General features: G+C 71.5%; 15 protein-coding genes. 8 read left to right on the top strand and 7 right to left on the bottom strand.

Annotated features, from left to right (window positions below):
- Window positions 1-17: 17 nt before the first annotated feature.
- Window positions 18-1,487 (top strand): purine-cytosine permease family protein, encoded by a 1,470-nt coding sequence (locus ACZ7L4_RS00925; protein ID WP_472098541.1) that lies wholly within the window; start codon window positions 18-20, stop codon window positions 1,485-1,487.
- A 100-nt stretch (window positions 1,488-1,587) separates the two neighbouring features.
- Entirely contained in the window at window positions 1,588-1,962 is a 375-nt protein-coding gene (locus ACZ7L4_RS00920; protein WP_472098539.1) for a VOC family protein, read from the top strand.
- Between the two features lie 15 nt (window positions 1,963-1,977).
- On the opposite strand, the gene ACZ7L4_RS00915 is transcribed toward ACZ7L4_RS00920, so the two are convergent.
- Window positions 1,978-2,583, bottom strand: a complete 606-nt coding sequence (locus ACZ7L4_RS00915) for a CatB-related O-acetyltransferase (protein WP_472100321.1) — start codon at window positions 2,581-2,583, stop codon at window positions 1,978-1,980.
- Window positions 2,584-2,756: 173 nt separating this feature from the next.
- On the opposite strand from ACZ7L4_RS00915, the gene iolC reads away from it, so the two are divergent.
- Together iolC and ACZ7L4_RS00905 are read left to right on the top strand one after the other, a co-directional pair.
- A complete protein-coding gene (gene iolC / locus ACZ7L4_RS00910) occupies window positions 2,757-3,725 on the top strand; it encodes a 5-dehydro-2-deoxygluconokinase (protein ID WP_472098538.1) in 969 nt (322 codons plus the stop codon).
- Entirely contained in the window at window positions 3,718-4,752 is a 1,035-nt protein-coding gene (locus ACZ7L4_RS00905) for a Gfo/Idh/MocA family protein (RefSeq protein WP_472098536.1), read from the top strand. Before iolC ends, ACZ7L4_RS00905 begins: the two co-directional genes overlap by 8 nt.
- 36 nt (window positions 4,753-4,788) lie before the next feature.
- On the opposite strand, the gene ACZ7L4_RS00900 is transcribed toward ACZ7L4_RS00905, so the two are convergent.
- Window positions 4,789-5,130, bottom strand: coding sequence for a DoxX family protein (locus ACZ7L4_RS00900; protein WP_472098534.1), 342 nt, complete (start codon window positions 5,128-5,130; stop codon window positions 4,789-4,791).
- Between the two features lie 161 nt (window positions 5,131-5,291).
- On the opposite strand from ACZ7L4_RS00900, the gene ACZ7L4_RS00895 reads away from it, so the two are divergent.
- A complete protein-coding gene (locus tag ACZ7L4_RS00895) occupies window positions 5,292-6,185 on the top strand; it encodes a LysR family transcriptional regulator (RefSeq protein WP_472098533.1) in 894 nt (297 codons plus the stop codon).
- Between the two features lie 127 nt (window positions 6,186-6,312).
- A complete protein-coding gene (locus tag ACZ7L4_RS00890) occupies window positions 6,313-7,437 on the top strand; it encodes a quaternary amine ABC transporter ATP-binding protein (protein ID WP_472098531.1) in 1,125 nt (374 codons plus the stop codon).
- A gap of 21 nt (window positions 7,438-7,458) precedes the next feature.
- On the opposite strand, the gene ACZ7L4_RS00885 is transcribed toward ACZ7L4_RS00890, so the two are convergent.
- The 4 genes from ACZ7L4_RS00885 to ACZ7L4_RS00870 are packed head-to-tail and all read right to left on the bottom strand — an operon-like array spanning window position 7,459 to window position 10,905.
- On the bottom strand, window positions 7,459-7,911 hold the full coding sequence (locus tag ACZ7L4_RS00885) for a TY-Chap domain-containing protein (protein ID WP_472098529.1): 453 nt from the start codon (window positions 7,909-7,911) through the stop codon (window positions 7,459-7,461).
- Window positions 7,912-7,956: 45 nt separating this feature from the next.
- Complete coding sequence (locus ACZ7L4_RS00880) at window positions 7,957-8,772, bottom strand: sugar phosphate isomerase/epimerase family protein (RefSeq protein ID WP_472098527.1); 816 nt, start codon at window positions 8,770-8,772, stop codon at window positions 7,957-7,959.
- 19 nt (window positions 8,773-8,791) lie between these two features.
- Window positions 8,792-9,751 carry a sugar phosphate isomerase/epimerase family protein gene (locus ACZ7L4_RS00875; RefSeq protein ID WP_472098525.1) on the bottom strand — a complete coding sequence of 320 codons (960 nt, stop codon included), beginning with the start codon at window positions 9,749-9,751 and terminating at the stop codon, window positions 8,792-8,794.
- Between the two features lie 2 nt (window positions 9,752-9,753).
- On the bottom strand, window positions 9,754-10,905 hold the full coding sequence (locus ACZ7L4_RS00870; protein ID WP_472098524.1) for a Gfo/Idh/MocA family protein: 1,152 nt from the start codon (window positions 10,903-10,905) through the stop codon (window positions 9,754-9,756).
- Between the two features lie 164 nt (window positions 10,906-11,069).
- On the opposite strand from ACZ7L4_RS00870, the gene ACZ7L4_RS00865 reads away from it, so the two are divergent.
- Both ACZ7L4_RS00865 and ACZ7L4_RS00860 read left to right on the top strand, forming a co-directional pair.
- Complete coding sequence (locus ACZ7L4_RS00865) at window positions 11,070-12,356, top strand: ROK family protein (protein ID WP_472098523.1); 1,287 nt, start codon at window positions 11,070-11,072, stop codon at window positions 12,354-12,356.
- 114 nt (window positions 12,357-12,470) lie between these two features.
- The gene (locus ACZ7L4_RS00860; protein ID WP_472098522.1) at window positions 12,471-13,562 is read left to right on the top strand and encodes a Gfo/Idh/MocA family protein; all 1,092 of its coding nucleotides are present in this window, start codon (window positions 12,471-12,473) and stop codon (window positions 13,560-13,562) included.
- A gap of 13 nt (window positions 13,563-13,575) precedes the next feature.
- On the opposite strand, the gene ACZ7L4_RS00855 is transcribed toward ACZ7L4_RS00860, so the two are convergent.
- The gene (locus ACZ7L4_RS00855; protein ID WP_472098520.1) at window positions 13,576-14,034 is read right to left on the bottom strand and encodes a MaoC family dehydratase; all 459 of its coding nucleotides are present in this window, start codon (window positions 14,032-14,034) and stop codon (window positions 13,576-13,578) included.
- Window positions 14,035-14,036: the final 2 nt, after the last annotated feature.

The following is a 14,036-nucleotide window of genomic DNA, read 5'->3' as shown; positions in this document are numbered from 1 at the left end:
GTTCCCCGGAGCACGCCATGACCCATGATTCCCAGGGCCCGCCCGTCTACGGCAGCGCCGTCACGAAGGTCGAGCCGTTCGGCGTCGACCACATCCCCGACAGCGAGCGACACGGTAAACCGAGTTCACAGTTCTTCGTGTGGTTCGCCGCCGGGCTGAACTTCCCGGTCATCCTGCTCGGCTTCAGCGCCGCGTACTTCGGGCTCAGCTTCACCACCGCCGCCACCGCGATCGTCGTCGGCGCCGGCATCGGCGCCCTGCTGATGGCCGTCATGTCGCGCATGGGCGTCCGCCTCGGTGTGCCGCAGCAGATCCAGGCGAGGGGGCCGCTGGGCTTCTTCGGCAACTTCGTGCCCGTGGCCTACATCAACGTGTTCTCCGGTGTGGGCTGGGCGGCCGTCACGGTCATCCTCGGCGGCAAGGCCTTCGCGGAGCTGAGCCACCTGCCGTACTGGCTGTGCGCCCTGCTGCTCACCGTGGTCGAGCTCGTCGTGGCCGTCTTCGGCTACAACATGATCAATTTCCTGCAGCGGGCGCTGACGTACGTCCTCACTCCGCTGTTCGTGCTGATCACTGTCGTCGCGGTGGTCCGCGGCGGCAGCCTCTTCGAGGCGAATCCGCACGCGGAGGGATACGTCGGCGCGGCGGGCGGCTCGATCACGCTGGGCGGCTGGTTCCTGGCGTTCCTCGTGGCGTGGATGCCCTTCGCCTCCGACTACTCGCGCTACCTGCCCGACACCGCGAAGGTCGTCCGGCAGACCACCTGGTACACCGCCCTCGGCAACTTCCTCACCATCGCCTGGCTCGGCATCCTCGGCGTCGTGGTCGGCGCCTCCGCCTCCAGCTCGGACACCATCACCGCCCTGCACGAGCTGATGGGCCCGTTCGCCGTCCCCGCGCTCGTCGCCGTGGGCCTGTCCGCGCTGGCCCAGAACTTCCTCAACGTCTACGGCGGCGCGATCTCCGTCCAGACCCTCAAGGTCCCCGTCACCCGCACCCAGGCGGTGGCCGGGATCTGCGTCCTCGCCTACGCGATCAGCCTGTGGGGTGCCTCGGGCACGGAGGACAAGTTCAAGGTCTTCCTCAATCTGACCGCGTACTTCATCGCGCCGTTCGCCGCCGTGCTCCTGATCGACTTCTACCTGGGCGGTCGCGGCGACCCGCGCCGGATCGCCGAGCTCTACGACCGCTCCCGGATCGTCGACTGGGGCCTGGTGGCCTGGGCGGCCGGCGTCGCGGCGTCCGTGCCCTTCTGGGTGTCCAACATCTACACGGGCGCCTTCGCCGCGGCCCACCCGGGCGCCGGTGACCTCAGCATGCTCGTCGCGGCGGGTGTCGCGGTCGTCGTGTACCTCTTCACGTACCGGCTGAAGCCGCTGTGGCGCCGGGCGGGCGGCGAGGACCCGGATGTCGCCACGGCCACCACTTCCGGCGCCGGCGACGCGCAACTGCCGGAGTCCGCACCGGACTTGGTCGGTCGCGGCTGACCGGGGCGCCACCGCGGCGGGTGTGTCCGCCGCGGTGGCGGGTACGTCACTTCCCGTGCAGGATGTCGCAGAAGCGGCGGAAGAGCGAGGAGTGCCGGAAGTGATCAAGAAACTGCAGGCGGTCGCGCTGGACTGTGCCGACCCCGTACAGCTCGCCGAGTTCTACGCGGAGCTGCTCGGCGGCCGGGTGGTCCTGGACCCCGAGGACCCCGACTGGGTCGACGTGGTGGGGTTCGAGGGGACGCGCCTGGCCTTCCAGCGGGTGGACGGGTACCAACCGCCGCAGTGGCCGGGCCAGGAGCGCCCGCAACAGGTCCACCTCGACTTCGACGTGGACGACCTCGAAGCGGACGAGAAGCGGGTGCTCGCCCTCGGCGCGACGCTCCTGGAGCGGACGGACCGGATCCACCCGGACACCAACTGGCGGGTCTACGCGGACCCGGCCGGGCACCCCTTCTGCCTCTGCCTGCACTGAGCGCGGCGGGCCGCCTCACTCCGTCGGCGCGGCCCGCTCCAGGTCGTCGACACTGCCCGACATGATGGCTCGTACGTGCGTGGTGATGTGCTCCAACGGCCAGTCCCACCACGCCACTTGAAGCAGCCGCTCGATGTCGGCGTCGCTGTAGCGGCGGCGGATGACACGGGCCGGATTGCCTCCGACGATGCCGTAGTCGGGGACGTCGTCGACGACCACGGACCCCGACGCGATCACCGCGCCGTGCCCGATGCGGACGCCGGGCATCACCATCGCGCCGTACCCGAACCACACATCGTTGCCGACCACGGTGTCACCCCGCCCCGGAAGCCCGGTGATGAGGTCGAAGTGCTCGGACCAGGACCCGCCCATGATCGGGAACGGGAACGTGGAGGGGCCGTCCATCCGGTGGTTGGCACCGTTCATGACGAACCGCACGCCCTCCCCCAGCGCGCAGAACTTCCCGATGACCAGCTTCTCCGGCCCGTAGTGGTACAGCACGTTGCGGGTCTCGAAGGCGGTCGGGTCGTCCGGGTCGTCGTAGTACGAGAACTCGCCGACCTCGATGAGCGGGGACTTGACCAGGGGCTTGAGGAGCACGACCCGCGGCTGCTCGGGCATCGGGTGCAGCGCGGTGGGGTCGGCGGGAACGTTCGCGGTCACCGGTCGGCCTTTCTGGGGCACGTGGGGGCGGTCCGAGCGGCCGACCACCCATTGACAGGACATTTGAACAAGGACGATCGTACTCGGGCCAGAGCGCGCCATAAGCCGGGAGCGAAGGGACGCCAGCCGAGATGCCGTTCGATGTGTTGACCATGGGCCGCGTCGGAGTGGACGTGTATCCGCTCCAGACGGGCGTAGGGCTTGCGGAGGTGTCGACGTTCGGGAAGTACCTCGGCGGCAGCCCGACGAACGTCGCGGTCGCCGCGGCGCGCTACGGGCGGCGTACGTCGGTGATCACGAAGACAGGGGACGACCCCTTCGGCACGTTCGTGCGCACCGCCCTGGCGGGCTACGGGGTCGACGCCTCCTTCGTCGGTACGTCGGACATCGCGCCGACCCCGGTGACCTTCTGCGAGATCTTCCCGCCGGACCACTTCCCGCTGTACTTCTACCGCCTGCCCAAGGCCCCGGACCTGGACATCAGGACCGACGACCTCGACCTGGACGCGGTGGCGGCGGCCCGGATCTTCTGGGTGACGGGGACCGGGCTGTGCGAGGAGCCCTCGCGTTCGGCGACGCTCGCGGCGCTGCGGCACCGGGCCAAGGGCGGGACGACGGTCTTCGACATGGACTGGCGGCCCATGTTCTGGAAAGACCCCGACCGGACGGACACCGCTCAGGCACGCGCGTACTACCGCGAGGCGCTCGCGCACACCACGGTCGCAGTCGGCAATCTCGACGAGTGCGAGATCGCGACCGGTGAGCGGGAGCCCCACGCGGCGGCAAGCGCCTTGCTGGACATGGGAGTTGAGCTGGCCGTCGTGAAGCAGGGGCCCAAGGGTGTGCTCGCCGTGGACCGTGCCGGCGCGGTCGCCGAGCTGCCGCCGGCGCCGGTGGACGTGGTCAACGGGCTCGGCGCGGGTGACGCGTTCGGCGGGGCGCTGTGCCATGGCTTCCTTTCCGGTTGGGACGTGGCGCGGACGGTGGCGTTCGCCAATGCCGCGGGCGCGGTGGTGGCGGGCCGGCTCGCCTGCTCGGACGCCATGCCCACCGAGGCAGAGGTCGAGGAGAAGCTCCGCGAGGTGAACGGCGATGTCTGAGGAGAAGACCGTGCGCATAGGTGTCATCGGGGCCGGCTGGATCGGCCGGGAGCACATCCGCCGGCTCACCGATGTGATCGTCGGGGCGTCGGTCACGGCGGTGACCGACATCGACGCGGAGCGCGCGGCCGAGGCGGCGCGGTATCCGGGCGCGCGGGTGCACCCGGACGGCGCGTCGCTGATCGCCTCCGACGACGTCGACGCGGTGCTCGTCACCTCCTGGGGGCCGACCCACGCCGAGCACGTCCTGGCCGCCGTCGCCGCGGGCAAGCCCGTGTTCTGCGAGAAGCCGCTGGCCACCACGCCCGAGGACTGTCTGAAGATCGTCGAGGCGGAGCGGGCGCACGGCGGACGACTGGTCCAGGTGGGCTTCATGCGCCGCTTCGACCAGGGGTACCGGCAGCTGAAGGAGGTCATCGACGCGGGCCGGATCGGCACCCCGCTGATGGTGCACTGCGCGCACCGCAACGCATCGTCCGTGGAGTCGTACACCTCCGACATGGCCGCGCACGACACGGCGGTGCACGAGATCGACGTGCTGCGCTGGCTCCTGGACGACGAGATCGTCTCCGCCCAGGTGCTCGTCCCGCGCTCCACGACGCACAAGCACGCACACCTCACCGACCCCCAGTTCATGCTCTTCGAGACCGCGCGGGGCGTCCGTATCGACCTGGAGGTCTTCGTCAACTGCCGCTACGGCTACGACATCCAGTGCGAGGCGGTCGGCGAGGAGGGCCTCGTGCGGCTGCCCGATCCGGCGGCGGTCGGTGTGCGCACGGCGGGCGCGCACAGCACGGCGATCCTGCCGGACTGGACGGGCCGGTTCGCCGACGCCTTCGACACCGAGTTCCGCGAGTGGGTCGCGAACCTGACGGCGGGCCGCGCGCCCACGGGCCCCTCCGCGTGGGACGGCTACGCCGCCACGGTCATCACCGACGCCGCCGTCGAGTCCCGCGCCTCGGGCCGGGTCGTCCCCACGGGCATCCCGAAGCGCCCGGACTTCTACGCCGCGGAGGGCAGGCCCTGAGGACCGCCCGCGGCGGCGCGGCATGGCGGTGCTCACCTACCAGCCCACCGCCAGCGTCGCGACGACCGGCGCGAGATACAGCACCGGGAACGCGACCGTCTTGTAGGAGCGCACGCGCAGCACCGTGATCACCGCCCCGACGAAGTACAGGACCAGTCCGATCGCGGCGGCGATGCCGATGGCCGGCACGGCGAGCCCCACCAACAGGCCCGCCGCGCCGAGGAGTTTGGCCACGGCGAGCCGGGGCCACCAGGTCTCGGGAACCCCGTAGGAGACGAGTGGTTCCACGACGAACGGGGCGCGGCGCAGCAGCGAGACACCGGAGAAGCCGACCCAGAGGGCCGTCAGGACCGTGACGATGACCGTGGTGGTGGACATGCGGGCGTCCTCCTTCGGGACATGAGAAATACGGAGGCGGGGGGGGGAGAGAAGAAGGGAGGCCGTCCCGAGCCAAGGGTCCTCGCTGACGCCGGAGGCATCAACGGCCGTCTCGGCAACGAGCGATAATCCTCGGGTTAACGATGGGGAGGGGCGCAGGGGTGGAGCTGCGGGAGATCGAGATCATTCTGACGCTCGCGGACGAGCTGCACTTCGGGCGCACCGCCGAGCGGCTGCACGTCTCGGCGGCCAGGGTCAGCCAGGCGATCAGCGCGCAGGAGCGGCGCATCGGCGCCGCCCTGTTCGAGCGGACCAGCAGGTCGGTGCGGCTCACGCCGATCGGACAGCGTCTGACCGAGGGCCTGCGCCAGGGGCAGGACGCCATCAATGCCGCGATCGCGGAGGCCACCGCGGCCGCCCGCGGGGTCTCCGGCACGCTCACGCTCGGGGTGATGGGCGCGCTCGGCCACGAACTGCGCTCCCACATCGGGCACTTCGGCAAGCTGTACCCGGAGTGCGACGTGCGGCTCCAGGAGATTCACTTCAGCGATCCGTACGGGCCGCTCCGCCGCGGCGACGTCGACATGCTGGTGCTCTGGCTGCCGGTCGTCGAGCCCGATGTGACCGTGGGCCCCGTGGTGCTGACGGAGGGCCGGGTGCTCGCGGTGTGGACGGGGCACGAGCTGTCCGGGCACCCGGACGTCTCCATGGAGGATCTGGCGGGCCGCACCGTCTTCGACCTCGGCCCCGAGGTGCCGCGGGACTGGGGCGAGGCCATGGCGCCCGCCCGTACGCCCAGTGGGAGCGCGGTCCCGCGCGGCCCCCGCGTACGCACCTTCCACGAGATCCTCACCCAGGTCGCCGGCCGCGCCGCGATCAGCCCCCTCAACGCGCACGTCCTGCGCTATTACCGCCACCCCGGCGTCGAGTTCCTGCCCGTCCGGGACGCGCCCCCTACCGAGTGGGCGCTGGTGTGGCGCACGGTCGGCGAGACCGCGCAGCACCGGGCGTTCGCCGAGGCGGCACGGGCGTTCGGGGTGCGCGGCGCGGGGTAGTGACAGCGACCGGCACATGGCCGGGAGGAGGCCGGCCGTTTACGCCGCGTGTGTCGGGGCAGGCACCACGGCCGACGGACGTTGCGCGGTACGGCGATTTTCCCGGGTCGAAGAGATCGAGGTTCATGTGTCGGTGAGGCTTGAGGCCGAGCACCTGTACAAGGTGTTCGGCACGCGACAGGAAGAAGCGGTCGAGCGGCTGCGCACCGGGACGGACCGCGAGGAGCTGCGGTCCGAAGGCACCACCGCGGGCGTGATCGACGCCTCCTTCTCGGTGGAGTCCGGCAAGATCTTTGTCGTCATGGGCCTGTCCGGCTCAGGGAAGTCGACGCTGCTGCGCACGCTCAACGGTCTGTCGGATCCCACCTCCGGGCATGTGAGGTTCGACGGCCAGGACCTGACCGCCCTGCCCGCCAAGGAGCTGCGGGCGGTCCGCTCCCACAAGATCAGCATGGTCTTCCAGCACTTCGCGCTGTTCCCGCACCGCAGCGTGCTGGAGAACGCGGCGTACGGTCTCGCGGTGCAGGGTGTGCCGCGCGCCGAGCGCGAGCGGCGGGCGGCGGAGGCCCTCGAACTGACCGGGCTCAAGGGCTGGGAGAAGTCCTTCCCCGATGAGCTGTCCGGCGGTATGCAGCAGCGGGTGGGCCTGGCCCGCGCGCTGGCCACGGACGCCGAACTGCTGCTGATGGACGAGTCGTTCAGCGCCCTCGACCCGCTGATCCGGCGGGACATGCAGGACCAGCTGCTCGTGCTGCAGAAGCAGCTCAAGAAGACCATCGTCTTCATCACGCACGACCTGAACGAGGCCATGCGCCTGGGCGACCGAATAGCCGTCATGCGCGACGGCCGCATCGTGCAGAACGGCACGCCGGAGGACATCCTGGTGCGCCCGGCGGACGAGTACGTCGCCAACTTCATCCAGGACGTGGACCGTTCGCGGGTGCTGACCGCCGGCGCCGTCATGGAGTCCCCCGACGCCCTGCGAGAGCGCACGGGCCGCACGGACCTCACCGACACCGAGCTCCTCGCGAAGGCCCCCGCCCGTGTCACCCCCGACACCCCGCTCGCCGACCTGTTCGCGCCGTGCGCACGACGGACCACCGAGCCCGTCGCAGTCGTCGAGGACGAGGTACTGACCGGAGTGGTGAGCCAGGAGCGCCTGCTGGCGGTGCTCGGCGAGGCCGTGTCCGGCGCACAGGGCGACACCGGGGGCGGGGCGGCCGGGGACACGGTGCCGGCCCGCACCCCGTAGCACTCCGTCAGATACGGCCACTCACGCCGGCGGGTCCTTGCGCCAGGTCCACCGCGCGTCGGGCGGCTCCTCACCCAGTACACGCAGCGAGTCGGTGGCGACCTGGGCCAGTCGGTCGACCTCGTCGAGGCCGAACCACATCTCGTGATTCTCCGAGCGCCCGCTGCGCGGTGTGTGGGTGTCCGGATCGGACCAGCCGAGGGCCAGAATCCGCTGCTTCTCCTCCTCGGTCATCTTCCGGTACGCCGACGAGACGCATTCGGCGCCGATTCCGTCGTCCCACCTGATGAACTGCACGTAACGCCCGGTCTCCTGCCGCGGTTTGGGTCGCCGCTGCCACCAGCGCCTCCCCGGGGCGTCGGACACCACCGCCGGCTCCGGGTCGGGCTCGGTGACCACCAGGGTGTCCCTCTCGCGCATACCCGCCACCTCCCCCCGCAGCCGCTCACGGAACTCGCTCCATGCCTCGTCCATCGGGCCAACGTACCGGCACCGGTCGGGAAGGCGGTCCAATGGGCGTCAGACCGTCGTGCGGCCCAGCCTCAGCAGTGCGTCCTTGTTGCGCTTCAGGAGGTCGAAGCGGTCCAGGTCCGTCGTGTCGATTTCGGCGATGTGCCAGGCGAGGGCGGGGCCGGCCGCCTCGAGTGCGGCGGGGACGTCGACGTCGCCCGTGCCGATCGGGGTCTGGGGCTCCTGGCGGACCGCCTTGCCGTCCTTGAGGTGGGCGGCCACCACGCGGCCGTCGAGGGCGCGCAGCACCGCCGCCGGGTCCTGGCCCGCGACGGTGGCCCAGTAGACGTCGAGTTCGGCGAGGACCTGCGCGCCGGTCAGCTGCCAGAACACGTCGTAGCCGCTGCGGCCGTCGGGCAGTGTCGTCCACTCCAGTTCGTGGTTGTGGTAGCCGAGGCGGATGCCGTGTCCGGCCAGTTCGGTGGCGGCCTCGTCCACACGGGCGGCGAACCGGGTCAGGGTGTCCAGGTCACCGAACACCTCGTGGTCGAAGCCCTCCACCAGGCCGGGGATCGGGATGAAGACCGTGTCGGTGCCGAGGATGCGGCACTCCTCGGCGAGGGTGGCGAGGCCGTCGGCGGCGATCGAGGCGTGCACGGAGCAGACGGAGAGGCCCGCCGCGTCCAGGTCCGCGCGGAGGGCACGCGCCTTGGCCAGGCGGTCCTCCGCGGAGGTGCGCCAGTCGCCGAGGCCGAAGGGCTCGACGTGCCGGTAGCCGAGGTCGGCGAGGCGGGCGAGGGTGCCGGCGCGGTCCTGGTCCAGGTCCTCACGGAGGCTGAACAGCTGGACGGCGAGCCTGCCGGTGGGCTGAGGGGTGGTGGCCATGGTGTGTTGTCTCCTCCGGTCAGTCGACGATCAGCGGGCGGAGCGTGCTGTGGGCGATGTCGAGGCCCTGGACGATCCTTTCCGGCGTGCCGCCCCACACGGGGTCCTCGTGCTCGACGGAGAGGGTGCCGGTGAAGCCGTGCTCGTAGAGCCGGTCGACGACCGTGCCCCAGTCGACCTGTCCGCGCCCCGGGACGCGGTAGCGCCACCAGCCCATGTCCCAGGCGTTCTTCGAGCGGTCGCGGGCGGGCCCGAAGTGGCCGTAGCGCTGCCGGTCGTGCGGGCGCAGTTCGACGTCCTTGGCCTGGGCGTGCACGATCCGGTCCGCGTACGGCGCGATGGTCTCGACCGGGTCGATGCCGATCCACGTGAGGTGCGAGGGGTCCCAGTTGAGGTACAGGCCCAGGTCGAACATCCACTCCCACAGCTCCGGGGAGTAGGCGAGGTTGCCGGGGTAGCCGTCCGGGTGCCAGCCCTCCATCACGCAGTTCTCGATGATGAGCTTGACGCCGCGCTCGCCCGCGTATTCCACCAGCTCCGGGAAGATGCGCTCGGCTTCGGCGAGGTTCTCGGCGACCGGCTTCGTCCAGTCGCGGCCGATGAACGTGCCCACGTACGGGATGTCCAGGCGCTGCGCCGTGTCGATGGCGTGCCTGAGGTGGGTGCCGTAGGCGGCGCGCTGCGCGGGGTCGGGGTGGAGGTGGTTCTCGTAGTAGGCGAGCGCGGAGATCTCCAGGCCATGCCGGTCGAGGAGGGCGCGGGTGCGTTCCTCGTCCTCGCCGGTGAAGGTGGCGACGGGCAGGTGGGCGGCCTCGAAGTCGCGGCCGCCCGTGCCGGGCCAGACGGCGACTTCGAGGGCCTGGTAGCCGCGGCCCGCCGCGTACTCGGCGATCTTGTCGAGGTCCCAGGAGGGCAGGCAGGCGGTGAGCATGCCGAGCCTGATCCGGCTCGTGTTCGGTTCGCTCAGGGGGTCACTCATGGTCAGTTCACCTTTGTCCAGGTGCCGTTGGCGGACGATGTCAGGAAGGCGTCGACGAGTCGGGCGGAGCGCAGCCCGTCGGCGAAGAGCGGGAGGCCTTCGGGGGCCTCGCCGGTGGTGACGGCCGCGTACACGTCGGAGACGAACGCGGCGAAGCAGTCGACGTAGCCCTGCGGGTGGCCGGGCGGGACGACATTGAGGCGTCGCTGCCCGGGAGAGGTGTGTCCCGCGCCGCGGTGCAGGATCCGGGAGGTGTCCTCGCCGCCGAGCCAGAGGGTGTCGGGGTTCTCCTGGTCGAAGACGGCGCTCCCGTCCGAGCCGTCGAGTTCGAACCAGAGGCGGTTCTTGCGGCCCGCGGAGACCTGGGACACCACGGTCGAGGCGAGCGTCCCGTTCTCGGTGCGCAGGAGCAGCGCGGCGGCGTCCTCGGTGGTGACGGTGGCCCGCTCCCCCGAACCTGACGCGTCGGAGAAGGACTTGGCGCCCGCGCCGGGACGTTCGGGGACGGTGACCGTGCGGTGCGCGGTCAGTTCCGTGAAGCGTTCGCCGGTGACCCACTCGACGAGGTCGCACCAGTGCGAGCCGATGTCGGCGAAGGCCCGGGAGTCTCCCCCGGCGCCCGGGTCCACGCGCCAGCCGGAGGCGTCCGGGTCGAGCATCCAGTCCTGCAAGTAACTGCCGTGCAGCAGATGCCAATTGCCGAACTCCCCGGACCGGGCCCGGTCGCGCAGTTCCCGTACGAGGGGGTGGTAGCGGTACACGAACGGCACGGCGGCGACGGTTCCGGCCCGCTCGGCGGCCCGCACCAGGCGTTCGGCGTCGGCCGCCGAGGTCGCCAGGGGCTTCTCGCAGACCACGTGCTTGCCCGCCGCGAGGGCGCGTTCGGCGTACGCGGCGTGGGTGCGGTTGGGGGTGCAGATGTGGACGACGTCGACGTCCCCGTCGGCGAGGAGGTCGTCGAAGTCGTCGTAGGCGGCGACGGGTTGGCCGGGCGCCGACCAGTCGGCGGCGACCTGCACGGACCGCTCCGGGGTGGAGGCGAGCACACCGGTCAGGCGGCCCCCGGCAGTGCGGATGGAGCGGCGGTGCACCTCGGCGATCATGCCCGCGCCGACGATCGCGGAACGAGGTGTGGGTGGTGCGGGCGGGGCCATCGCGGTCGCCCTCCTTTCGACGTCGACACATGACGCCGTACACACCGTCGGCGGAGGTAACTCGTCCCGCTCACGAACGTAGGACATCCAATTTGGCCCTGACAAGCGAAAGTTACTGCATCTTGAGAGTCAAAATTGGCGAGCGACGCGTACGGTGTGCAGCCATGTCCCCCGATGCCTTCTCGCGCGCCCGCCTCTCCGTGCCCACCCTGCGGTTCCGGGACGGCGGCGGGCTGCTGTACTCCACGCTGGCCCGCCTCATCGCGTCCGGCACCGCCGTGCACCGCGCCGACCTGGTGGAACGCGCGGGTCTCGCCCGCTCGACCGTCACTCGGCACCTGGACGCGCTGATCGAGGCCGGCGTGGTGGCCGAGGGCGGCGGCGCCGCCCGCGCAGGACGGGGGCGCCCGCCCCAGCTCCTGACGCTCAACCCGCGGGCGGGGCTCGTGGCCGCGGCGGACATCGGGGCGCGCGACGCCCGGCTCGCCATCGCCGACCTCTCGCAGAACCCGCTGGCCACAGGACAAATAGCCGTCGATCTGGCGCAGGGCCCCGAGGCGGTGCTCGGCGAGGTGGAGGCGGCCCTGCGCGAGCTGCTCGCCTCCGCGGCCGACGGAAGTGTTCCGCTGTGCGCGGTGGCGGTCGGCCTTCCGGGTCCCGTCGATCACGCCGCCGGGGCGCCCGTCCGGCCGCCGATCATGCCGGGCTGGGACGGCTACCCCGTGGGCGACGCCCTCGCGGAGCGCTTCGGCTGCGCGGTGCTGGTCGACAACGACGTGAACCTGATGGCACTGGGCGAGGCCCGCAGCCTGCCCGAGGGCCAACTGCCGCTGCTGTTCGTGAAGGTGTCGACCGGCATCGGCGGCGGCCTGGTCTCGGCGGACGGCGAACTGCACCGCGGGGCGGACGGCGCGGCGGGCGACATCGGACATCTGCCGGTCACCTCCGGTGGCGCCTCGAAGGTGATGTGCCGGTGCGGGAAGAGCGGCTGCGTGGAGGCGGTCGCGTCGGCCGCGGTGATGATCCGGCACCTCAACACGGCCCGGGACGACCGCAGCGAGGAGCTGAGCGGCACCGGCGACCTGGCCCGCCTCGTGGCCCACGGCGACCCCGAGGCACTGCGCGTCGTCCGGGCGGGCGCGGAGCGGATCGGCGAGGTGGTGGCCCTCCTGCTGCACGTCTACAACCCGGCGCGCGTGGTCCTCGGCGGAGCCCTCGCAGGCGCGGGCGACGAACTGCTCGCCGGGGTGCGCTCGGTGGTCTACCGCCAGGCACTCCCCCTGGCCACCCGCAGACTCGTCCTCGAACCGAGCGCCCTCGCCGACCGGGCGGGACGGGTCGGCGGCACGGTCCTCGCGGTGGAACACGTGCTGTCACCGGACGGCGTGGTGGACCTCATGGAGCGCAGGCTCGGGCGGAGAGCGAAGTGCGGCGCAGGCACCACGAGTTGACGCACCCACCCTTGACATCAGCCACCCCCGGTGTTTGATTGACGCAAGATCGTGCGCTTCGCGGCGGAGGCCTCGTCCCCCGAACCCACCCCGCCCGAAGGGACGTCACACCTTATGAGCCGTAGCGTCAACGTCGGCATACTCGGCACCGGTTCGATCTTCCGGGCCTACGCCGCCGGCATCGCCACACTCCCCGAGCTGACCGTCACCCGCGTCGCCGACGTGGACCTGGAGCGGGCCCGCACGGCCGCCGCCGAGTTCGGCATCCCCGCCGCAGGCACCACGGCGGAACTCCTTGCCGACGACGACGTGGAGATCGTCGTCAACATTACCCCGCCCGCCGTGCACGCGCCCCTCAACGAGGCCGCCCTGCGCGCCGGGAAGCACGTCTACACCGAGAAGCCGCTGGCCGCGACCACCGACCTCGCGCGCGCCAACCTCGTCACCGCGACCGAGACCGGCCGCACGCTGGGCGGGGCGCCCGACACCTTCCTCGGCACGGCCGGGCAGACGGCACGCGCCGCGATCGACGACGGCCTGATCGGGGCGCCGTTCGCCGCGACCAGCTTCGTCCGCTCCAGCCGGGTGCAGGCGTGGCACCCGAGCCCCGGCTTCTTCTTCCAGGCGGGCGGCGGGCCCGTCCTCGACTGGGGCCCGTACCATGTGGCCGCTCTGGTCAACCTGTTGGGCCCGGTGCGGGACGTCATGGGCGCGAACGCGATGGCCGAGAAGGAGCTGGCGGTGACGGCTCCCGAGCGGACCGTCGAGTCGGTGCCGGTGGAGGTGCCCACGCACGCCACGTCCATCCTCCGCTTCGACTCGGGGGTGCTGGCGACGGTGATGTACTCCTTCGACGTGTGGGACACCGAGCTGCCGCACCTGGAGATCTACGGCACCGGCGGCACGCTCTCCCTGCCGGACCCCAACACCTTCGACCGCCCGGTGCGCATCAAGCGCCGCGGTGACACCGAGTGGAGCGAACTCCCCGCGGTGACCGAGGCGAAGGCGCCCGCCACCGGCCCGTTCCGCGGGCTCGGCGTCCTCGACCTGGCCCGGCACCTCGACGGTGGCCCGCACCGCGCGTCCGGCGAGTTCGCCTTCCACGTCCTGGACGTCCTGGAGCGGATGTCCCTCGCGTCCCCGGAGTCCGGCGCCCTCACGGTGCTGTCGTCCGTGAAGCGGCCAGCCCCGCTGGACCGGCCCTGAGACACCGACCGGCCTACGGGTAGAAGTGCGTGAGGGACTCCGCCACGCACGCCGGCTTCTCGGAGCCCTCCAGTTCGAAGGTGAACGCCCGCGTCATCTGCACCCCGCCCCGTGCCACCTCCGTCACGTCGGCGACGGAGGCGTGCAGCCGTACGCGGCTGCCGACGGGCACGGGCGCCGGGTAACGGACCCGGTTGACACCGTAGTTGAGCGCCCGGCCGACGCCCTCGACCTTGAGCAGCTCGCCGAACATCGGGATGCCCCAGCTGAGCACCATGTAGCCGTGCGCGATGGTGCGTCCGTACGGGCCGGAGGCGGCGCGCTCGACGTCGGTGTGGATCCACTGGTGGTCCCCGGAGACGTACGCGTACGCGTCGATGAGCTCCTGGGTGATCTCCTTCCAGTCGGAGCGCCCGAGGTCGCGCCCCGCGAGGCCGAGGATTTCCGGGATGCCGTGGACGGTCAGGGGCATGG

Source organism: Streptomyces sp. NPDC107575, assembly GCF_055657265.1.
Note: the sequence above shows the minus strand (reverse complement) of the source record. Positions and strands in the feature narration are given on the sequence as shown.

Bases quoted from the DNA above. Each gene is read 5' to 3' on its own strand.
- iolC (WP_472098538.1), top strand. From the start codon at position 2,757: ATGCCGTTCGATGTGTTGACCATGGGCCGCGTCGGAGTGGACGTGTAT.
- ACZ7L4_RS00865 (WP_472098523.1), top strand. From the start codon at position 11,070: ATGTCCCCCGATGCCTTCTCGCGCGCCCGCCTCTCCGTGCCCACCCTG.
- ACZ7L4_RS00875 (WP_472098525.1), bottom strand. From the start codon at position 9,751: ATGAGTGACCCCCTGAGCGAACCGAACACGAGCCGGATCAGGCTCGGC.
- ACZ7L4_RS00885 (WP_472098529.1), bottom strand. From the start codon at position 7,911: ATGGACGAGGCATGGAGCGAGTTCCGTGAGCGGCTGCGGGGGGAGGTG.
- ACZ7L4_RS00925 (WP_472098541.1), top strand. From the start codon at position 18: ATGACCCATGATTCCCAGGGCCCGCCCGTCTACGGCAGCGCCGTCACG.
- ACZ7L4_RS00905 (WP_472098536.1), top strand. From the start codon at position 3,718: ATGTCTGAGGAGAAGACCGTGCGCATAGGTGTCATCGGGGCCGGCTGG.
- ACZ7L4_RS00855 (WP_472098520.1), bottom strand. From the start codon at position 14,034: ATGCCCCTGACCGTCCACGGCATCCCGGAAATCCTCGGCCTCGCGGGG.
- ACZ7L4_RS00870 (WP_472098524.1), bottom strand. From the start codon at position 10,905: ATGGCCCCGCCCGCACCACCCACACCTCGTTCCGCGATCGTCGGCGCG.
- ACZ7L4_RS00880 (WP_472098527.1), bottom strand. From the start codon at position 8,772: ATGGCCACCACCCCTCAGCCCACCGGCAGGCTCGCCGTCCAGCTGTTC.
- ACZ7L4_RS00860 (WP_472098522.1), top strand. From the start codon at position 12,471: ATGAGCCGTAGCGTCAACGTCGGCATACTCGGCACCGGTTCGATCTTC.
- ACZ7L4_RS00900 (WP_472098534.1), bottom strand. From the start codon at position 5,130: ATGTCCACCACCACGGTCATCGTCACGGTCCTGACGGCCCTCTGGGTC.
- ACZ7L4_RS00915 (WP_472100321.1), bottom strand. From the start codon at position 2,583: ATGCCCGAGCAGCCGCGGGTCGTGCTCCTCAAGCCCCTGGTCAAGTCC.